Source organism: Pseudoalteromonas xiamenensis (genome assembly GCF_017638925.1).
Taxonomy (GTDB): Bacteria; Pseudomonadota; Gammaproteobacteria; order Enterobacterales; family Alteromonadaceae; genus Pseudoalteromonas; species Pseudoalteromonas xiamenensis.
Genome location: NZ_CP072133.1, coordinates 1641024 through 1660593, shown reverse-complemented (window position 1 = coordinate 1660593; position 19570 = coordinate 1641024). Strand labels below are relative to the sequence as shown.

Genomic DNA, 19570 nt, shown 5'->3' with positions numbered 1-19570 from the left:
GACGTATGGCGTGACATTCTGGGTGTGCCGTCGATTTGTCGTGACGACAATTTCTTTTCCATCGGTGGGCAGTCGTTGCAATGTATTCAAGTGGCTGCTCGTTTATCCAATTTGTTAGAAAAACCGGTCAATGTCACCTTTTTGTTTGCCCACCCGAAGTTAAGCGATTTGTGTGATGCACTCAATAATGAGACCGAGCAAGCGCAAACGTTGCACACTCAATGGCAAGAACCACTCCTCGAGAACGTTGCCGCCTTTAACCGAAGACTGGCGCATATCGATGAAGTAAAGACGGTGAAATTAGCTCAGCCAACCGTGTTGCTCACCGGTGCAACGGGCTTTGTCGGGGCGCAGTTGTTGAGTGTTTTGCTCGCAAGTCCAAACGTAAACGTTATTTGTCATGTCCGAGCCACGACAACGGAAGCTGCTTTTGAACGGCTAACGAAGGCGTGCCTACAGCAACATCTCGACGTACCAGATTTTACGCGAGTAGAAATTTTATTAGCGGATCTAAGTACGCCAAACTTGGGGTTAAATGCAAAGGACTATGACGCGCTCGGTAGTGGTGTCACGCATGTGATCCATAATGCCGCGCACACGTCAGTGCTTCGTGATTACACCAGTTTAAAAGCCGCAAACACCGAGTCGACAGCAGAGCTTTTGCTGTTCGCGAAACGTTTTTCTGTGCCATTTAATCATGTTTCAACCATCGCCGTTGCACCGCTGTCGCCTGAGCCTTTGGCGGAGAACTTTGTCGCCCTTCATGACGACTTACATGATGGTTACCAACAATCCAAATGGGCCGCAGAACGTCTTGTTGAGTCTGCCATCGAGGCGGGGGTGAACGCACAAGTGTATCGTCTTGCTCGGGTCATCGGCGCAAAACAGACTGGGTTCATTAATGGCAATGATTTGGTGTGGCGAATTTTACGTACGGGATTGAGATTAAAGCGATTACCTGACTTGTCGGTCGCCGAGCCATGGACGCCAGTCGATGTGGTCGCACGCTTTATTGTGGCGCAAACGTTTGCTGGACGCGCCTCGCAAGTATTTAACGTGACACCTGAGACGTCGCTGCATTTAGTGGATCTCTATCAGTGGTTACGTGAGTTTGGGTTTGAGTTTGACTCGTTGTTGATAGCGGATTGGGTGCGTGAAGCTGAGCAATCAAGTGATGAAAACGATCTTACCATTGCGAGCTTCTTCAAAGGACAAGCACAAAAAAGCGCAAGCAATCGAGCGATGCTCACGGACAACACCCAGTTCAAACAATCCGCCGCGGAGTTCAAGTTAAGTTTAGCGCCATTCGACCGCGACGATTTAGCAACGTATCTGCAGTTTGCGTTTGAACAGGGCATTGTGGACGCGGCTCAACATCCACATGCCTTTTTGCGATTACAACGCATGGCCAAGACGACAAGCAACGAGGTGTATTCATGAGCGTAAGACAGCCAATTCCACCTACAGGGCCACGCCGTGTGTACTGCACCGCGAAGCGATACATCACCCCGAACTTGTTGCGCATAACCGTCAGTGGTGATGAATTACGAGGCTTCCCAGAAGGTTATCATGGCGCACACATCAAGTTATTTTTCGCCAATCGTATTACAGGCAAATTAGAACTTCCCACAAGAGAAGCATCTGGAGCCATACGCTGGCCAGCCGACCGTCCAATTACACGTGCCTATACCGTGCGCGCCTTTCGTGCCAATCAAAACGAACTAGACATTGATTTTGTGGTGCACGGCGATAAAAGCCCGGCTTCGGGTTGGGCTGTGAACGCTGAGATAGGCAGTGAACTGGGGGTCGCAGGCCCTGGTGGTCCAGATCCGTTGCTTGCGCCTGCGGATTGGCATGTGCTGGCTGGCGATTTAACGGCTGTGCCAGCTATAAGTGCATTGCTTGAACATCTGCCAGAGAATGCACTGGCGGCGGTATTTATCGAAGTTGAAAGTGAGCGCGATATTCACTTCATAAAAGCCCCAAGCGGTGTGCACATTCATTGGCTTAAACGAGTGCAAGGACAACCTACTCAGCTTGCAAGCGCTATCCAAACGGTATCACTTCCTCCAAACACAACCTCAATCAGCGCCTTTATCGCTGGGGAAAACAGTGCCGTTTTAGCGTGTCGGAAGAAGTTGATTGAGGACTTCGGACTAACCAAACAGCAGCTTTATGCAATACCGTATTGGCGAAGAGGTCAAGATGAGGAAACCTACCACGAGCAACGCCACGTGATAATGGATGAGGTGTACTGATGTCTGTGAAAACGGAATTTACAGGTCGAGTTGCTTTGGTGACAGGTGCCTCACGTGGCATTGGCGCTGCAACGGTGAATGTGTTGCGAGCAAAAGGCGCCATTGTTGTCGCGGCAGATATTGCGTTTTCCTCGGCGGTGTTACAGGAAGCGGCCGCGAATTACTACCAAATTCAGCTAGATGTCACCAAGCAACAGGATGTGCTGCGTGTTGTGAATGAAATTGAACGAACACTGGGTGCTATTGATTACTTAGCGAGTGTTGCTGGTGTTTTACATATGGGTGAGTTAACCGAGGTAACGGATGTTGAGTGGCAACACACCTTTGCCGTTAATTGTCATGGCCCCTTTTATCTTTGCCAAGCGGTGGCCCACCACATGAAAGGTCGGTGCGCTGGCGCGATGGTGGCCGTTAGCAGTAATGCCGCTTCTACACCTAGGATGGGCATGGGTGCTTACTGCGCCTCGAAGGCAGCGCTTTGCGCCATGGTGAAAACGTTAGCACTTGAGTTGGCGGCATCAAACATTCGCTGCAATTTAGTCGCCCCAGGTTCGACTGATACGCCCATGCAGCAACAAGTATGGCGAGACGCGCAAGGAGCAACTCGCACGATTTCAGGCGACCTAGAGCAATTCAAGGTGGGCATTCCACTTGGTCGTATCGCCTCGCCCGAGGACATCGCCAACAGCATTATTTTTCTTTTAAGTGAACAAGCCAGACACATCACGATGACCAGTTTATTGGTTGATGGTGGTGCGACGTTAGGCCACTAATTTTCCGAGGATGTTATGAATAATCAGCCACTGTCTTTTACGCGTTCAGAGCAACTGCAAGCGCAAGGCGAACAACTGATTGCGGGGTTCACGCAATCAATGATGAAAAAACCAGAGCAATTTTCACCGGGCGCATTTCCGGTGTATATCGAAAAAAGGTGAAGGAGCTTTGGTTACGGATGTTGATGGTAATCAGTACATTGATTTTATTTGCGGATTGGCTGCCAATACGCTTGGCCATAACCATCCAGTAGTGGTGAATGCCATTACCGACAATTTGAGTAAAGGGTTAATCCATTCTTTGCCGACACCGATTGAAGTAAGTACGGCAACAACGTTGCTTGAGGTGATCCCTGGCGCTGAAATGGTACGCTTTTTTAAAACGGGTGCGGATGCTAATTCTGCCGCGGTACGTTTAGCGCGTTACGCAACGGGTCGTGATGAAATCATGACCGTGGGCTACAACGGTTGGCATGATCAATACATGTTTGATACACCTGGAGTCCCCGCAGTCATCGCTTCACTCACTCATCGAATGCCATTGTTTGCACCTACCGATGAACCGCTCATTTTGGAAAAGATTGAAGCTCGCGGCGATAAGCTGGCAGCGGTGTTACTGTCAGTTCCATACAATCGAGAGTTGGACAACGCGTTTTTGCAGCAATTACGAGAGGTGTGTACTCGTACCGGCGTGATACTGGTCTTCGACGAAGTCGTGACTGGTTTTCGTCTAGCGCCCGGTGGCGCGCAAGCCTATTTCGGTGTGCAAGCGGATCTAGTGACGTTGTCAAAAGGTATTGCGGCGGGTATGCCGCTGTCGGCAGTGGCGGGGAAAAAGGCGCTCATGTCTAAGCTTAATGAGTTACAAGTATCCACAACGTTTGGTGGCGAGATGTTATCACTGGCGGTGTGTGACGCAGTGCTTAAAGAATATCAGCGCATTGAATTTACCAAGCATATTGCCAAATTAGGGGCGTTACTCAAAACCGAAGTGAACCAAATTGCAGAACAACTTGATACACCCCTGCGGATTGTTGGTTATGATGCTATCCCAATGTTTTTATTTGCCAAAGACCCTCAAACCCATGTGAAGTTTGCAATCCCGTTTCTGGCTGAAATGGCGAAGCGAGGAATTTTGCTACGCCGTGAAGTGAATTTCATTTGCGCTGCTCATACTGAGGCTCACATCAATCAAACAATTACCGCAGTCAAAGAATCGTTAATTGCGATGAAAGAAGCGGGTTTATTTAAGCCTTCGGACGTCACTTCATGAGCTGTTCATGCCTAACTTCTTCACGATTTTCGGCCCTAACCCGTGCGTATAGCGTGGGTTCGGAACCATTTGGCAGTGCGCAATTGACCGAGCCTCTAAATTTACACGCGGTACGTAAAAAGCCTCAGCCCCAAGGAAAGCGTACACTCATTCACAATGTGTTTATTTACACCGCAGACGAAGCGAATACCACTATCGCGAATGGTTGGCTGCTGGTGCATGATAAGCGGATAGTCGCGCTTGGCGACGCAAGTCAGTTACCGCTGGATTATGACGTCAGTATCGACGGGCAGGGGAAACTGATGCTGCCGGGGTTGATTAATCCGCATTGGCATGAAAGTTTTGTCGCACCGAATTTTGAGTCTCCAGATGATTCGCACCTCGAGCCTACGCCGTACTCAAATGGCGGCGATATTCAAGCATTAGGCTCGATGTTTGGATTTATCTCAACGGTGGGCGATAAACTTACATTGGAAGAAGGTCTTGCCATTGCCAGATGGAGCATGTGGACGCAACTGCGTTCGGGAACGACAGCGCTTGGCGACGTTGGCTCGGCAAATAAAGCTGACGCGATGGCCCTTGCGGCTATTGATTTAGGGATGCGGCTACGCGTCAGTCGATGGGGTTCTGACATTATGTTGGAAGCAAACAAATCGACGCCAACCTATATTGCGGACACGGCAGCGCAAACGGCGGATTGGCTTGCGCTCATCGAGACATGGAACAATCACAGTTCGGGATTGGTTGGAGCAATGCCCTCGGTTATGGGGGCCTTTGGTAGTTCAGATAAGCAACTTGAGGCATTGGCTAGTATCGCGCAGCAATACGATGTGCCGTACGCGACTCACCTTGCGCCACTCAAACATGAACGACTCGAAGTTGAGCGGGTGTTCGGCCGCTCACCTATCGCTCGATTTGATGAAATGGGTTTGCTCACGAATAAACTCTTGGCGGTGCACACAGCATATGCAAGCGACGAAGAATATCAACGCCTTATCACGACAGGTGTCAATTTGTGTCATTCGCCAGCCCACTACGGCATGTTAGGGGAGGCCACGATAAGTGAAACAGGGCAGTTAGGGCGATTCTTACGAGACGGCGTGTGGGTATCCAGCAGCACCGATGGCGATATTTCGTTTATTGGCGGTATGTGTGAAGCCATGCGTGGCGCGCACCTCGGTCATAATGAGGCACAAAACTGCAATACAGCCTGCCCTCCAACCTTGGCATTAAAAACCGCAACCTTGTTTGGTGCAAAGGCATTGGACTGGCTATCAGAGATTGGTTCCTTAGAAGTGGGTAAGCAAGCGGATTTTATATTGGTTAATAACGATGATTATCGTTACAAACTCTCAGCCCATCCGTTACGAACCTTTATTGTTACTGGCAGTAGTCATGACGTTGATTCGGTTATGGTTGCAGGGGATTTTGTGGTGAAAGACGGGCGCAGCACGCGTTTTGATGAAGACGAATTGTATCAGGATTACCTCAAAGCGGTGGCCGCGGCAAGAACACGTATCGGAGGTCCATCATGACACATACGCGATGGGCAACGTGGTTTTTGCTGCTCGCCAGTACGATGACCATTCTTGCGAGTGCAACCTTAGCGCCGGCTATGCCCGCAATGACAGAGGCCTTTAGTACGCTGCCGAGCGCGGAGTTTTGGGTTAAAATGACACTCACTTTGCCCGGTTTAGTGATTGCGTTGTGTGCGCCATTGGCAGGGGGCTCTTGTCGATAGATGGGACAGTCAGAAGTTGCTCATGTGCGCCTTGGCAGCGTTTGCGGTCAGCGGTTTTTTAGGATTTTACTGGCAGACATCGCTGTGGCTTATCCTCTTTAGTCGAGCGCTAATGGGGATTGCGGTGGCCTTCATTATGGTGAGCTGCACAACGATTGCGAGTCGGTATTTTGAAGGCCCAAATTTTTCACGCTATATGGGCTGGCAAGCGGCGTTTGGTGGATTCGGTGGGGTGCTATTTTTATCGATAGCAGGCGTGCTTGCTGAGCAACATTGGACATGGGTATTTGCAATCTATGGACTGTCGCTTCTGGTGTTGCCGGGTGTTTGGCGATTTGTTAAAGCCCCACCTCTGCAAGACCAAGATTCGTCAAAAACAACACCAGCAACGAAGTGGATGAGTCAGGCATTTGCAGGATGTTGTGTGCTGGCTTTTGTGGAAATTATTGTGCTGTATGGCTTAACCATACACTTACCGTTTTATCTGAGCCATCACCATGCTTCCGCAACCGAAATTGGATTTGTGATCGCAGGTTTCTTACTTGCCATGTCTTGTTTATCAATGAGCTATGGGTATTTCAGACGTTACTTCGGGATTAAGCAACTGCATATGATAGGTTGGATAGTCATTGCTCTGGGTTTTGCTTTTTTGAGTGTGGTGGAAACCATTCCTCGCATTGTCTGTTCAAGTTTAATTGTCGGGACGGGACTTGGTTTGATCCGCCCAAACTTGGTCGTTTGGTTGTTTGAGTTTGTTCCGCCGATGATGCGAGGTAAAGCGATGGGGATCATGATGACCTGTTATTTTACAGGCCAGTTTATGAGTCCGGTTTTGCTAGAACCACTGACGTCCACGTTGGGGTATGCTTTGTTTTTCCGCTCGTTGGCCGTCATTATTTCAATGGTGGTCGTGGTTGTTTGCCTTACCTATTTTATGTGGTTCAGTAAACGCCAAGCCGATGTGATTTAGTCTCCTGCCTAATGCTTTAAAACGGCCGATGCTGTTTAATAAACTGCATCGGCGTTACACCAAATTGTTTTTTAAATGCCGCGATAAAATTCCCAACGTGATCGTAACGCGCTAAATAAGCCGCTTCACCAATTGAAAGACCATCGACCAGCAAAGCGTAGCGTGCTTTGAATAGGGTATGTTGCTTAATGTATTGTTTTGGTGTGGCATTAAAGTGAGTTTTAAAAAAACGCAGCAAACTACTCAAACTCATGGCTAATTGCTGTGCGACGTCTTCGACAGTGTGACCCGCTTCAAGCAAGGCAACGACTTTAAGTTTTTTCACTTCGACATCCTCCTGGGGAGGCAAACGATAGCTTGCTTGCGAAGACGGATTGTCGCTAAGCATTGGCAGGATAAGCGCACTTAACCATTGCATTGCTAATCCTTCACATTGCAACTTTTGAATTTTAGAAAGTGTGTTTGAAGTCGTCAAAAGATGCTGTGTTTGCTCAAGTGTCTCGTCAGTGACAGGCAATTCAATCACTTTGCTGGTGGTCAGTAATTGCCCGTCCTCCTTTCCAAAACGATCCATAAACCAAGGGAGAGACACGCTGACGGTGACTTTTTCTATTTTCTGTTGGCTTCGCATATAGCGAGTAAATGGCTCGGCGACAGCGATAATATTGGCAAATGCAATGGGGCATTGAGCTGCATCAAAACGGTAGAACTTATTCCCCACGCGAAATTCGACACACCCTTTGAGTAGTACCGTGATATTGAGACTTGGTGAAAGAAGTACCGCGTTACTGGCTTTTTGTTGCTCGACATAGCAACAGAGGTGTAATTGCATCGCCTCACTTAACGGGATAAAGGAAAGACGCCCAATCGCAATAGGGGTATCGTGTTGTTGTGCAACTCGGCTATCCATACCATTTGAGACCAAAAGTCGGTCGCTCAGTTGCTCTGCTGAAATTATCCCTTCCATGAACCCTGCCATTTATTTTTAAAACGCATAATGGATTGACGATTTTGCATAACTAATATTTAGAAAGCAATAAAAGGAAAGAGATATAATATTGCGAGTGATTCGTATTAGCATCTAATTTTAAGGGACATATATGTTAGTTTCTCGCACTAAGCAATTAGGCTTTCGCTATTCAACTATCGCATTAACATTAGCTGGAGTGTTATCTGCACCGGCTTTCGCGGATGACGACAAAATTGAAAAAATTGAAGTTTGGTCAACGGAAGTCAAAACGTCAGCATTGTATTTGAAAGAACAGGACATCGCAGATAAACAAGCGGATCATATTTCTGATTTACTGCGTTCAATCCCTGGCGTAGATGTGGGTGGTGCGCACTCACTTAACCAGCGTATTACTATCCGAAGCATGGATGATAAAGATTTACGTATTTCGATAGATGGCGCAGACGCAGAACACGTATATGTACCACCATATGGGTAACTTACAGATCCATGCGGATATTCTGAAGTCAGTTGAAATTGAAACTGGAACTAACTCAGTTATTAATGGTGGCTTAGGTGGTTCAGTTCGTTTCGAAACAAAAGAAGCACGTGAACTACTCACGGACGATGCACGTTTTGCCGTGCGTGTTTCCGCAGGTGCCGCAGACAATGCAGGTCGCAACTACTCCGTCACCAGTTTTGGTTTGTTGAGCGATGACGTAGATTTCCTAGCCTATTATAACTCGGTACAGCGTGATAATTACGAAGTGGGCGGTGGCAAAATTTTGGACCAAGACGACAAGGTCGTTGCTGGGACAGATGGTAAAGTACGCGGATTAGAAGGCGATGTGAGCGACGCGTTGGTTAAGCTTGGTTGGAACATCGACAACAACCAGCGTATTGCGGTGAGTTATGAAGCCTACAAGGATGAAGGCGATTATAGCTATCGACCAGACATGGGACTTGCTACGGATACGGCTATTACCAACAGTTTGCAAATCCCTTTATTGTGGCCAACAGAGTTTACGCGTGACACCGTGACGCTCAGTTACGATTTAAATTGGGGTGGTCATTCAACGCTTAAAGCAAGCCTTTATTCAAACACCAGTGAGCTGTACCGTGATGAATCTGGATGGTCACAATCACCGAGTCCTCGATTCCAAGCATACGCGGGTAAGGTAACCGGCGAGGCGAAGAACTCTGGCTTTAACGTATTGGCTGAAACCTTTACAAATGGTCTATTTGGCTCAGAAGAGCACACGTTCACCTATGGTACCGATTACGTCAAACACGACACAGAATATGATTTGGTTATCAGCACAGGTGGGAATAAGCATTCGGAAGAATCGGCGAAAAACTTGGCGTTGTTTGCACAAGATCGTGTTGAGTTCGGTAACGGCTTTGCCGTGATCCCGGGTGTACGTTATGACCGTTATGATATCGATTCTGGCACTGTTGATAACGACTTTACTGAGTTTTCATTCTCGTTAGCCGCAGAGTATCAAATCACCAATAACTTGATGGTTAAGCTAAGCTCAACGGAGCTATTCAAAGGACCTGAGATTAGTGAAGTATTTGTGGGCGCGGGTCTGGATGACAAACCAAATCAAGACATGGAAGCTGAAACAGGTTTAAACAGTGAATTGTCAATTGCCTATGAAGGAAAAGTGGCGGCGGACAAAACACTGCGTTTAGGTGCCACCGCATTCAATACCAAAATCGATGACTATATCTTTGACAATGCGGCAGTACCTGGTGGCCAACCCCGTGAAACATGGAAAGACAACGTCGGTGATATGACGGTGAAGGGATTTGAAGTTTATGCGGGTTTTGCATTTGATGCGTTTTCAATGCAGCTAACGTATTCAAATTCGGAAAGTGATCTGGACGCCTATTCTCAATACGCTTCACTCGATGGTGCGCGATTGGAGCGTGAACAGGGTGACACGATTTCGGCTGATTTTACGTATCAACTGAGCCAGTACAACTTAACCTTAAATTGGGATTTCATGGTGGTGGACGACGTGGCAGCCGGCACGGATTTGTATGGTGCTGATTTGGACAACAGCAAGGATGGCTTTAGCGTACACAACATCAGTGCTCATTGGCAGCCTGAAGCGGTGGCGAATCTACATGTTCGAGTCGGTGTGGATAATGTGTTTGACGAATTCTATGCGTCTCAATCTTCCAAAAATGGTGTGTCATTCCATCCTGTATTTGGAAAACTATTCTTAATGGATTACGAACCAGGTCGTAACATTAAAGCCAGTATTTCTTACCAGTTCTAAACTGGTACCCTGACCCAGAACAAAGCCCGGCAATATGCTGGGCTTTTTTTGTTTCCAGCGTTCGCTTCTTTGCGTTTGGACGGGGGCTTTTTTTTAACAAAAGCAAGGCGTGGCCGAGTGTAAAAATAGGCAAACAGGGTCACGCTAGACATTTAACGTGACCGCGCTATCGGCAAGGTTTAGACAGGTGATTAGGCTGTTTCTAATAGGGATTCTTGAGTGACTTGTCGGTAGGCCGTGGTAGCGTGTAAGGCGTTCAACATAGTAGACAGTTTTGCTTCAGTTTCTAACCATTCGGCGGTTGGATTTGACGCGTGGACAATACCTGCACCTGCAAAAAGACGGGCATGGCGACCGTTTATTTCACTACTTCGGATCACCACAACCCATTCCCCATTACCGTGCTTATCACACCATCCGACTATGCCTGAGAAAAAGTGACGGGATTCACCTTCGAGAGCTTTAATCCATGGGTAGGCGTGTTGAGTGGGCTTTCCACACAATGCGGGTGTGGGATGAAGGCGATTGGCTAATGCTAAAACATGGGTTGCGGGGGTGTGCAGTTGGCCTTCTACTTCGGTCGATAAATGCCACATTGTTGCTGTACTTAAGAGAGAAGGTACGCTTGGAATGTGCAGTTGATGACACCAAGGTTCGAGTACTTGCGACATTTCAACCAACACGACCGCATGCTCGAACCTATCCTTTTTTGAGTTCATGAGTGTTCGTTGGCGTTGCACATCCACAGCGGGATCTGACGTCCGCTTTGCTGAACCGGCTAATGGGTTGCTGAAAATAGCGCGGTTGCTTTTTTTGAGCAGTAACTCAGGACTGACGCCCAAAAGAGTTGCCCCCGATTCTGTGGGAAACGAAAATGGAAAGCCACTTGCACTTTGTTGCAATAAATTGGCGAGCACTTGTCCTTTAGGGAGCGCATCATCAAAGTACAAATCAACTTGTTTGCCTAGCACAATTTTTTCTAACTCCTCCCGCTCAAAGAGTGCCTTTGCGCGCAAAATGGCATGTTCGTACTGTGTTTGTGATTGTCGATGATGAACATTATCTAATTCAGGAAAACGAACGCCATCAAGCTTATTTTGGGACGCGAGGTACGCGGTAAAATGCGATTTGTCGAGGGTCTGAACGTGATCCGACACTAAAAACTGCGCTTGCTCCGATTTGCAAAAAGGCAAGACGCCAAAAACGACAGCATCCTCACTTGGACATTTTGCCAACTCCGTTTCGAGTGTGTTGACGAGTGTTTCATGATTGTCGATGGGGGATGTAAAACGATGATGTGGATGCTGTGCTAAGTAACAGCGTTGACCTGACACAAACAAGGCGTGTTGTTGAGGGTCAAACGGGCGTTCTGGTGCAGCAAGGTCGGTTAGCGCGTCGAGTTCGCTTAACATGGATTTTCCTCATTTCCAGTGCATAAGTTTTGGTTATCCAAATGACGAAATGAGGTGAAGAATATTTAGAGAAAGTTTGGTGTTGATGCTGAAAGAGAAGAAGGTTGAGTTTGCAAACCGACTAGGGGCTACAAACTCGATAATGTCAAAAAGGATACTGGTTAGAGTTCAAACGGGGCAACGCCCACGGCTTGCATGGTGTAACCAGTTTGGGCCATATCCCCTTTCCAAGTTTCCACTTTAATGACCCCAGTAACTGAAATCGCGTCATAAAGACTTTCTATGGGCACGCCGTCTTTAATCTTAACGTGCACAATTTGATTTGGTGGTGGCGGTGGAACGTGAATGCAGGCACCGAAGTAAGGCACAAGCAGGAACTCGGTAATGATCTCACTGTTGCCTTCAAGAGGCACGACAAAGCCTGGTAACGTGACTGTTTGATTGTTGAGCTCTGGGACAACAGGAGCGTTAAGATCTGGCTGAACCCAATTTTGCTCTGTCCCATCGTGACTTGCCGCATCTTGATTACTTATTTGTAAGTGGCCTTTTGGAATAAGGTCTTCCCAAAATATTTCTTTGGGTTCATTCGCTAAAAGGTGAGTGCTGACAAGGCCTGCACATAAGAAAAACGCGACTCTAAAAAATATTTTCATGTAATGTCCACTTAAACTTTAATGCTCATGCCATCGGCTAAAGAATAGAAATAGGCGCGAAGTGCTGGAATTAAACCGATGAGCGTGCCCGCCCCAATGATAGCGGCAAGAATCTGCAGTTCATAGTGATTCAACACCGAAAGGCTAATTCCAATCCCAAATTGTGCCTGCAATACAGCGTATCCAGCGTGCAGTGCAAGATAGAATAACCCAACGCCCGCAAGGCATCCAAGGGTTGTGATAAGTAATGCTTCACCCATTAACAGGGCAATAATATGGCTAGGACGCGCTCCCACTGAACGCAAAATGGCAAGTTCACGTCGGCGTTGTTGCAATGTGGCCAACATGGTCGTTAGCATTCCTAGTAAACTGATGAAAACTAATGCAATTGAAAACAACAACAGCAGTTTTTCGACCATGCCAAGCATCTCCCAAAGTTCACGTAGCGTAACGGTTGGCATAATGGCTAAAAGCGGCTCGGCTTTATATTGATTGATGTTTCTTCTCACCTGTAGGGTGTAGAGCGGCGAGTCAAAGCCCATAAGAAAGGCCGATATTTGCTTTGGATGACCGACTAAATCGTTGTCATCATCTTCATCATGGTCGTGTGTTGTGTGAATTTGGTCATGTATTTGTTCAATGGCAGCAAGCGGCACATGCAAGGTTTTATCGACGGGTGTGCCTGTCGCAGCTAAGATCCCGACGACCGTCATCGGGTGGTCGTCGTGATGGTGGAAACTCGTTTTGCCAAGGCCATGAGACAGAATAATCGGATCGCCCAGTTGGTAATGCATTTTCGCGGCGACCTCAGCACCAAGGACTACCTCATGTGGGGTGGTAAAAGGGTGTCCGTGCGCAAAGCTAAGTAACTGCTTATTGCCATAGCGGTAATGTGCAAAGTAATCAAGGGTCGTACCGAGTACCGCAAAACCTTTGTGACTGTCACCCAGACTCAGAGGTATCGTCCAAGCGACGCCCTTTTTCGATTGAATGTCTGAGTAGCTTTGCCAAGACACACCATTATTGGTGTAACCCAACCGGAATACACTGGCTAGGAGCAATTGAATATCACCTGTTTTTGCACCAACGATAAGGTCAGTGCCTGAAAGGGTGTTGCTAAAACTGACTTTAGCTTCGTGTCGAATGCGTTCAATTGTTAATAGCACCATGACACTAATGGCAATGGCGAACAGGGTTAATAGAACAGCACCTTTGCGGTTGAAGGTACTTTTAATCGCTAATCGAAATAACGTCATTATACCTTCTCATCTCGTTGGTTAATCTCAGCTAAACTCAGTTGCCTTGAAAACATCGGGGCTAAACTTTGGTCGTGGCTAACAAATAACAACGTTGCGTTACATTGTGTCGCCTGTTCAAACAGTAAGTTAATAAATGCAGCGCGGTTGTCTGCATCCAGCGCAGATGTTGGTTCATCAGCGATGATAAGTTCTGGTTTGCCAATTACAGCACGTGCCGCGACGATGCGTTGTTGTTGCCCTATGCTGAGTTCGCCGACGCTATGGTGAAGTAGCGGCTCTGAGATGCCCAGTTGAGCGAGTAAATGGCGGGCTGCTTGTTTGACCGAGCCATGTTGTTGCACTGCTTTGTTTGTACGGAGCGTTGAAAAGTGACAGCCCAACATCACGTTTTCAAGTGGGTTTAAATAAGCAAGTAAATTGAAATTTTGAAAAATAGTACCAATGTGATCTGCGCGAAATTGGTCTCGTTTGGCGTTCGACAGAGACGTCAAATCTTGGTTCAAAATGGAAATTTTGCCGAGTGTTGGCCGGTGGATACCTGCTAATAAACCCAATAAAGTCGATTTCCCTGTGCCGCTTGGACCAAACAGAAAAATGCGTTCCCCTTGCTGGATTTGCAACTGCTCAATGTGAATGGTGTCAATATCGTGTTTTGGCCAGCGATAACGTAGCTGTTCGAGTGTGATCATAGTCATTCGTTATAATGGGACTCTCACCATGTTAGCGCACTTAACCTTGGACACTAAACCCTCGTGCGGCAAAGTGCGAAAAAACACCGATGATTGAAGACGCCCCCCTTCGTTTGCTTACACATCAAATTTCGGGCGACCAAGCTGGCGTGGTGCAAAGTCATTTGAATACGATGGCAACAATTGTGATTTTTGCGCTGCTCGACTATTATACTCGCCTCTAACCCCCTCATTATTTTGCGCCCTTTAGCAAGGTGCAGCCATTCCTTGGAGACACAATGAGTAGCTACAAAGTTTTAGACGTCAATGACGATCTTCCTATTCGCACAAAAGGTGCGGTTCACAGTGGTAAAGTACGTTCAGTTTACTGGTTAACCGACGAAGACAGTGCACGTTTAATCGAAGAAAAAGGCTACGATGTACCAAAGGGTACTGAGCTTGCGATCATGGTTATTTCCGATCGTATTTCTGCATTCGACTGCATTTGGCAAGGTGAAAACGGTTTAAATGGTGTGCCTGGTAAAGGTATCGCACTGAACAGTGTGGCATCACACTGGTTCAAATTGTTTGATGCTGCGGGTCTTGCGGGCAACCACATTGTAGACATTCCACACCCATACGTTTGGATTGTGCGTAAAGCAAGCACCGTTCGTGTTGAAGCGATTGCGCGCCAATATATTACAGGCAGCATGTGGCGTGATTATAGCAAAGGCGTGCGTAACTTCTGTGGTATCGATTTACCGGAAGGATTAACGGCAAACCAAAAATTAGCCGAAGTGCTTATCACTCCTTCTACGAAAGGCATCATTCGCGGCGTAGCGGAAGTGCCAGAACAAGACGACGTGAACATTACCCGTCAAAACATTCTTAACAATCTTGACGCGTTTAACTTCAAGTCGGCAGCGGACGTTGATAAGTACGAGCAATTGTTAACGCAAGGCTTTAACGTGATTGCGGCGGAACTCGCAAAACTAGACCAAATCTTTGTGGATACGAAGTTTGAGTTTGGTTACGTTGAAGACACTAGTGGTGTAGAAAAATTGATTTACATCGATGAAGTCGGCACGCCAGATTCATCACGTATTTGGGATGGTGCGGCATACCGCGATGGTAAGATCATCGAGAACTCGAAAGAGGGTTTCCGTCAGTTACTCATTAATAACGTACCTGACAGTGACGTATTGCTAAACAAAGACCGTATGCCTGAGCGTGAAGCACTTGCTCAAGGTTACAAGTTACCTGAGTCGGTGATGCTTGACGTGTCGAATACCTATGTAGGTATTGCGAGCAAAATTGTAGGTCATGCACTGACAATCCCTGCGGATCCGCGAGCTGAAGTGATTGCGATTCTTGATGAGCAATATGGTCTAATTGATTAATAACGCTCCATTTTTAGGGAAAAGTTGGTTTTTTTATGGCTTTTCCCTCATTCCCCTTGCAATTGCACTGCAACTCACTTTTACTTAACGTATTGCGCATTTTTTAATATTGAGTAAATCATGTCTGTTTGGAGCAACTTAGTTGCAATGAGTTTTATCACATCATTGTCAATGAGTAGCTATGGCGCAACCGTGTTCATTGTTGATGGGCAGGGTGGCCCGCTTGCGAATGCGGTGGTCGAAGTGCTGGATGATTCGGTGCTGGCAGAAAAGCCAATGGCTATTATGGATCAAGTAAACAAGCAATTTGAACCGTATGTGCTGGCTATTACTCAAGGCCAACTCGTGAACTTTCCAAACAGTGACGACATTCGCCATCACGTTTATTCATTTTCAAATACCAAACCATTCGAGCTTAAGCTGTATCACGGGACACCGAACAATCCAATCTTATTTGAGAATCCTGGCGTGGTGGTGTTGGGCTGCAACATTCATGACTCGATGGTGGGATACATTTACGTTGCACACTCAGCCAACGTATTTAAAACCAATGATTCAGGCACAATCCGTTTGCCTGAGTTGCAACCACAAACTGTTTTGCGGGTATGGCATCCAGAACAACAACAAGGCCCAGAAAGCGCGCAAACAATACGTTGGTCAGAGGTAGAAAAAACAGGCTCCGTGGTGATTAACACACAAGCTCCTGCGCCTCGCAACACATTTGGGGAAAAGTTTAAGGTAAATCATGCTCACTAGTTTGAAGCACAGGATTATTGCACTATGCATAGGCTTAGTGGTGTTAACGGCCACAGGCAGTTTAATGGGAACTTGGTGGTCTTCCAGCCAATTTAACGAGCGGAAAACGCAAGAAGCCATCAGCGTTGCAGAAAACGTTTATACGCAATATTTGCAAGCGAAACAGCGGTTATTGTTGACTGCAGCGAGTGTCTTGACGTCGGATTTTGGGTTTAAGCAAGCCGTCGCCACGCGCGATGCGGAAACGATTGCCAGTGTCCTGTACAACCACAGCCAACGTATTGATGCTGAATTGATGGTGTTATTAGATACAAGTGGCAACCTTATCTCAGCTAACCGCCAAGACTTACAATTACCAAGTGATTCGCGCAGTGTGATGCGTGACCTGCTTTCACACGAAGATGATTCGACATTCATTGTTATCGATAAAACGCTTTATCAAGCCATCATTTTACCTGTCAAAGCACCAAGAACGATAGCATTTACCATTGTTGGCTTTGCAATAACCCCTGCGGTTGCAAAAGATTTGCGCAAAGTCACCGGCATGGAAGTGAGCTTCGTGGTTGAAACGGGCACTACGAAAGTATCGAGTATGGCATTACCTGAAGGCATGGGCGTGCTTGAGTACACAAACTCTAAGCGAGTACAACGCATCATGGGGACATCGCCGATGTATGCGAATGCGTCCGTTGCTTTACCTGCTTTGACAGACAGCGCAGTGAGCGTCATTTTGAGTGCTGACCTAAAAAGGGACTACGCTGAATTCGATAAAATGGTTCTGACGGTAGTGATTCTCTCGCTCGTGACCGTGTTATTGGGTTTTTTGGCCAGTGGCTTTTTAGCCCGAAATTTAACACGCCCATTGCAACAATTGACGCAAATGGCGAAGGCGTTCGCGCAAGGTAACTATAAAGCGAAAGTCGCATCCACAAAACCCAGTTCAGAAATTTGTGCTCTGATGGATGCCTTCCATGACATGGGTGAAAACATTCAGTCACGTGAAGCTCAAATCCGCTTTGCCGCGAGTCACGATTCCATGACGGGATTTTTAAATCGCAGTGCCACACTTGAAACGTTGAACGTACGACTGATATCCGAGATGCCGCAATATTTAATCGGTGTTGATATTAAAGGGCTGCGCCACATCAACGATAAGTTAGGTCCACGAATTGGTGACGAATGTATCGTACAAGTTGCTGAAAGAATGCAAAAGCATGCCTCGGATTTTAACGCCGAATTCGCGCGTTTAGGTGGTGACGAGTTACTGGTTGTTGTTGAGGGAAAACCTGACTGGTCGATTGAACGTTATGTCACGACACTAAAACTGGCTCTGGAAGCGACCTACCATATTCAAGGCCTAGAATTGACGTCTGCGGTTTAGTATTGGAGCCTTATGTGCCCCGGAGCATGGCGACAACGCTGAAGATTTGTTACGCCGAACCCTGATTGCTGCGGATAATGCAGCTCAAGAAGGGGTCAATGTTTATTACTATCGTAAGGGCGAAGACGAGGAATACTTAGCGCGATTGCAATTGATAGACGAGTTGAAACAAGCGCTGTCGGATAACGATGGCCAGTTGTTTATGGCTTATCAACCTAAACTCAATTTCCGCACTCATCAAATCGACAAAGTCGAGTCGCTAATTCGTTGGCGACGTTCTAATGGTGAATGGGTGTCACCAGAAATGTTCATTGACTTAGCAGAACAATCTGGGCTGATTGTGGAACTTACTCAATGGGTTATTGACACGGTGGTTGGACAAATCGCGGCATGGCAAAGCAAAGGCATTGTTATGAAAGCGGCGATTAACGTTTCAGCTCAAGACATTGTTGATGAAGGGTTTTTACCTCACTTACAAGAAACGCTGATCAAATATAAAGTGCCATCTAAGCTGGTCACCATTGAGCTGACTGAGCGAGACATGATTGAAAACGAAACAAAAGGCATTGCAGCCCTAAACAGTTTGAAAGCATTAGGGGCAGTTGTTTCTCTCGATGACTACGGCGTCGGTCAAACTTCGCTTGGGCGTTTAAAAATGCTGCCAATTGACGAACTTAAGTTAGATAAAGTGTTCATTCTTAAACTCAATGAGTCACATGAAGATCAATGTATCGTGCAATCGACAATCAGTCTTGGTCATCAACTGGGATTCAGTGTGGTGGCAGAAGGTGTCGAAAATCAAGCATCGCTTACTTTGTTACGAGAAATGGGATGCGATTATGCACAAGGCTACTATCTAAGCCGACCATTGCCAGCGCTTGAGTTTGAGAAGTGGCTAGGAGAGTATCATGAAGCGGGTTAACTCATTGCTTCTTGCTGTAGTGTTTAGTGGTTCAGTCATGGCTGCCGACGGTAAAATTCTGGCCACACCCGGCGTTTCACAAGTGGAAGGCAGTGCTGGCGGGGGGATTGTGCCTTGGGCGCAATTAGCGGGTTACGCCAGCGAAGACGAATGGTCCATCAGTGGTTTTTGCAGTCGCGCGGATGTATCGGATTACCAATTAGATGTCTGCGGCGTACAAGGAAACGTGTTTGACACCGTTGAGTCTCAGCGTTGCAGAACAGCGTTTTGATGTTCCGGCGTTAAACACGACAATAAAACAGCGCATTTATGGTGCTAAATGGCGCGTTTACGGTGATATTGTCTACAGTTCAATGCCTCAAGTGAGTATCGGATGGCAGCACAAATCGTTAGATGATGGCACCGTTGCGTCCTTGGTTGGCGCGAAAGCGCTTAGTGGAAATGATTTTTATATTGCGGCTAGTAAACTTCATTTAGGTGCGATAGCCGGATACAACTGGTTTTGGAATGTCGCGCTACGGCATTCGGAAGCCAATCAGCTTGGCTTACTTGGTTATGGCGGTGCGAAGCAAGATAATCGCTGGCAGCTAGAGGCAAGTAGTGCGGTATTCATCAATCCAAACTGGGCGGTTGGCGTCGAGTATCGACAAAAACCAGATAACTTAGGTCTTGGGGAAACGCATTGGCAAGACGCTTTTATCGCTTGGTTTCCAAACAAATCGATAAGCGTGACAGCCGCCTATTTGGATTTGGGGCGTATTGCAGGCGCACCAGATCAAACAGGATGGTATGTGTCGCTTACTGGGTATTACTGAGGTTCAGGAACGATTTATTGAAGGTGCAATTTGATGTTTTTTCCGAATTTTA

General features: G+C 47.0%; 18 protein-coding genes and 2 pseudogenes. 15 read left to right on the top strand and 5 right to left on the bottom strand.

Features of this window, described 5'->3' with window-relative positions; all coding sequences use genetic code 11:
- Positions 1-24: 24 nt before the first annotated feature.
- The 8 genes from J5O05_RS21755 to J5O05_RS07990 are packed head-to-tail and all read left to right on the top strand — an operon-like array spanning position 25 to position 7015.
- The gene (locus J5O05_RS21755; protein WP_244369914.1) at positions 25-1440 is read left to right on the top strand and encodes an SDR family oxidoreductase; all 1416 of its coding nucleotides are present in this window, start codon (positions 25-27) and stop codon (positions 1438-1440) included.
- Complete coding sequence (locus J5O05_RS08010) at positions 1437-2258, top strand: siderophore-interacting protein (protein ID WP_208844334.1); 822 nt, start codon at positions 1437-1439, stop codon at positions 2256-2258. Before J5O05_RS21755 ends, J5O05_RS08010 begins: the two co-directional genes overlap by 4 nt.
- On the top strand, positions 2258-3031 hold the full coding sequence (gene dhbA, locus J5O05_RS08005; RefSeq protein WP_208844333.1) for a 2,3-dihydro-2,3-dihydroxybenzoate dehydrogenase: 774 nt from the start codon (positions 2258-2260) through the stop codon (positions 3029-3031). Before J5O05_RS08010 ends, dhbA begins: the two co-directional genes overlap by 1 nt.
- A 15-nt stretch (positions 3032-3046) precedes the next feature.
- Positions 3047-3193 (top strand): hypothetical protein, encoded by a 147-nt coding sequence (locus J5O05_RS22395; RefSeq protein ID WP_280117683.1) that lies wholly within the window; start codon positions 3047-3049, stop codon positions 3191-3193.
- A gap of 7 nt (positions 3194-3200) precedes the next feature.
- The gene (locus J5O05_RS08000) at positions 3201-4304 is read left to right on the top strand and encodes an aminotransferase class III-fold pyridoxal phosphate-dependent enzyme (protein WP_280117682.1); all 1104 of its coding nucleotides are present in this window, start codon (positions 3201-3203) and stop codon (positions 4302-4304) included.
- 53 nt (positions 4305-4357) lie between these two features.
- Positions 4358-5839, top strand: coding sequence for an amidohydrolase family protein (locus J5O05_RS07995; protein ID WP_244369913.1), 1482 nt, complete (start codon positions 4358-4360; stop codon positions 5837-5839).
- Entirely contained in the window at positions 5836-6045 is a 210-nt protein-coding gene (locus J5O05_RS21750) for a hypothetical protein (protein WP_244369911.1), read from the top strand. Before J5O05_RS07995 ends, J5O05_RS21750 begins: the two co-directional genes overlap by 4 nt.
- Before the next feature lie 22 nt (positions 6046-6067).
- Positions 6068-7015, top strand: a complete 948-nt coding sequence (locus J5O05_RS07990; protein ID WP_244369909.1) for an MFS transporter — start codon at positions 6068-6070, stop codon at positions 7013-7015.
- Positions 7016-7031: 16 nt separating this feature from the next.
- On the opposite strand, the gene J5O05_RS07985 is transcribed toward J5O05_RS07990, so the two are convergent.
- Positions 7032-7982, bottom strand: coding sequence for a helix-turn-helix domain-containing protein (locus J5O05_RS07985; RefSeq protein ID WP_208844331.1), 951 nt, complete (start codon positions 7980-7982; stop codon positions 7032-7034).
- A gap of 133 nt (positions 7983-8115) precedes the next feature.
- Between J5O05_RS07985 and J5O05_RS21745 the strand changes: the two genes are divergently transcribed.
- Both J5O05_RS21745 and J5O05_RS07980 read left to right on the top strand, forming a co-directional pair.
- Positions 8116-8463 (top strand): Plug domain-containing protein, encoded by a 348-nt coding sequence (locus J5O05_RS21745; RefSeq protein ID WP_244369907.1) that lies wholly within the window; start codon positions 8116-8118, stop codon positions 8461-8463.
- On the top strand, positions 8444-10252 hold the full coding sequence (locus tag J5O05_RS07980) for a TonB-dependent receptor domain-containing protein (protein WP_244369906.1): 1809 nt from the start codon (positions 8444-8446) through the stop codon (positions 10250-10252). The genes J5O05_RS21745 and J5O05_RS07980 overlap by 20 nt, the downstream gene beginning before the upstream one ends.
- Positions 10253-10443: 191 nt before the next feature.
- Here J5O05_RS07980 and J5O05_RS07975 read toward each other — a convergent pair whose 3' ends face one another.
- The 4 genes from J5O05_RS07975 to J5O05_RS07960 all read right to left on the bottom strand — a co-directional run bounded on the left by J5O05_RS07975 (position 10444) and on the right by J5O05_RS07960 (position 14265).
- A complete protein-coding gene (locus J5O05_RS07975; protein ID WP_208844330.1) occupies positions 10444-11664 on the bottom strand; it encodes an isochorismate synthase in 1221 nt (406 codons plus the stop codon).
- A gap of 161 nt (positions 11665-11825) precedes the next feature.
- Entirely contained in the window at positions 11826-12317 is a 492-nt protein-coding gene (locus tag J5O05_RS07970) for a DUF3299 domain-containing protein (protein WP_208844329.1), read from the bottom strand.
- An 11-nt stretch (positions 12318-12328) separates the two neighbouring features.
- On the bottom strand, positions 12329-13573 hold the full coding sequence (locus J5O05_RS07965; protein ID WP_208844328.1) for an ABC transporter permease: 1245 nt from the start codon (positions 13571-13573) through the stop codon (positions 12329-12331).
- Positions 13573-14265 (bottom strand): ABC transporter ATP-binding protein, encoded by a 693-nt coding sequence (locus J5O05_RS07960; RefSeq protein ID WP_208844327.1) that lies wholly within the window; start codon positions 14263-14265, stop codon positions 13573-13575. The genes J5O05_RS07965 and J5O05_RS07960 overlap by 1 nt, the downstream gene beginning before the upstream one ends.
- Before the next feature lie 89 nt (positions 14266-14354).
- Here J5O05_RS07960 and J5O05_RS22390 point away from each other — a divergent pair, with 89 nt between their 5' ends.
- From J5O05_RS22390 to J5O05_RS07940, 5 genes and pseudogenes are all read left to right on the top strand, one after another.
- Complete coding sequence (locus tag J5O05_RS22390) at positions 14355-14489, top strand: hypothetical protein (RefSeq protein ID WP_280117681.1); 135 nt, start codon at positions 14355-14357, stop codon at positions 14487-14489.
- 54 nt (positions 14490-14543) lie between these two features.
- Positions 14544-15644 carry a phosphoribosylaminoimidazolesuccinocarboxamide synthase gene (locus tag J5O05_RS07955; RefSeq protein WP_208844326.1) on the top strand — a complete coding sequence of 367 codons (1101 nt, stop codon included), beginning with the start codon at positions 14544-14546 and terminating at the stop codon, positions 15642-15644.
- A gap of 120 nt (positions 15645-15764) precedes the next feature.
- Entirely contained in the window at positions 15765-16400 is a 636-nt protein-coding gene (locus J5O05_RS07950) for a methylamine utilization protein (RefSeq protein ID WP_208844325.1), read from the top strand.
- Positions 16390-18703: pseudogene (locus tag J5O05_RS07945) on the top strand (bifunctional diguanylate cyclase/phosphodiesterase). Before J5O05_RS07950 ends, J5O05_RS07945 begins: the two are co-directional and overlap by 11 nt.
- A pseudogene (locus tag J5O05_RS07940) lies at positions 18690-19518 on the top strand (DUF3034 family protein). The pseudogenes J5O05_RS07945 and J5O05_RS07940 overlap by 14 nt, the downstream one beginning before the upstream one ends.
- The last annotated feature ends 52 nt before the right edge of the window (positions 19519-19570 follow it).

Coding starts and splice junctions, on each gene's coding strand:
- J5O05_RS08010 (WP_208844334.1), top strand. CDS start 1,437: ATGAGCGTAAGACAGCCAATTCCACCTACAGGGCCACGCCGTGTGTAC.
- dhbA (WP_208844333.1), top strand. CDS start 2,258: ATGTCTGTGAAAACGGAATTTACAGGTCGAGTTGCTTTGGTGACAGGT.
- J5O05_RS22395 (WP_280117683.1), top strand. CDS start 3,047: ATGAATAATCAGCCACTGTCTTTTACGCGTTCAGAGCAACTGCAAGCG.
- J5O05_RS21750 (WP_244369911.1), top strand. CDS start 5,836: ATGACACATACGCGATGGGCAACGTGGTTTTTGCTGCTCGCCAGTACG.
- J5O05_RS07990 (WP_244369909.1), top strand. CDS start 6,068: ATGTGCGCCTTGGCAGCGTTTGCGGTCAGCGGTTTTTTAGGATTTTAC.
- J5O05_RS07985 (WP_208844331.1), bottom strand. CDS start 7,982: ATGGAAGGGATAATTTCAGCAGAGCAACTGAGCGACCGACTTTTGGTC.
- J5O05_RS21745 (WP_244369907.1), top strand. CDS start 8,116: ATGTTAGTTTCTCGCACTAAGCAATTAGGCTTTCGCTATTCAACTATC.
- J5O05_RS07980 (WP_244369906.1), top strand. CDS start 8,444: ATGTACCACCATATGGGTAACTTACAGATCCATGCGGATATTCTGAAG.
- J5O05_RS07975 (WP_208844330.1), bottom strand. CDS start 11,664: ATGTTAAGCGAACTCGACGCGCTAACCGACCTTGCTGCACCAGAACGC.
- J5O05_RS07970 (WP_208844329.1), bottom strand. CDS start 12,317: ATGAAAATATTTTTTAGAGTCGCGTTTTTCTTATGTGCAGGCCTTGTC.
- J5O05_RS07965 (WP_208844328.1), bottom strand. CDS start 13,573: ATGACGTTATTTCGATTAGCGATTAAAAGTACCTTCAACCGCAAAGGT.
- J5O05_RS07960 (WP_208844327.1), bottom strand. CDS start 14,265: ATGATCACACTCGAACAGCTACGTTATCGCTGGCCAAAACACGATATT.
- J5O05_RS22390 (WP_280117681.1), top strand. CDS start 14,355: ATGATTGAAGACGCCCCCCTTCGTTTGCTTACACATCAAATTTCGGGC.
- J5O05_RS07955 (WP_208844326.1), top strand. CDS start 14,544: ATGAGTAGCTACAAAGTTTTAGACGTCAATGACGATCTTCCTATTCGC.
- J5O05_RS07950 (WP_208844325.1), top strand. CDS start 15,765: ATGTCTGTTTGGAGCAACTTAGTTGCAATGAGTTTTATCACATCATTG.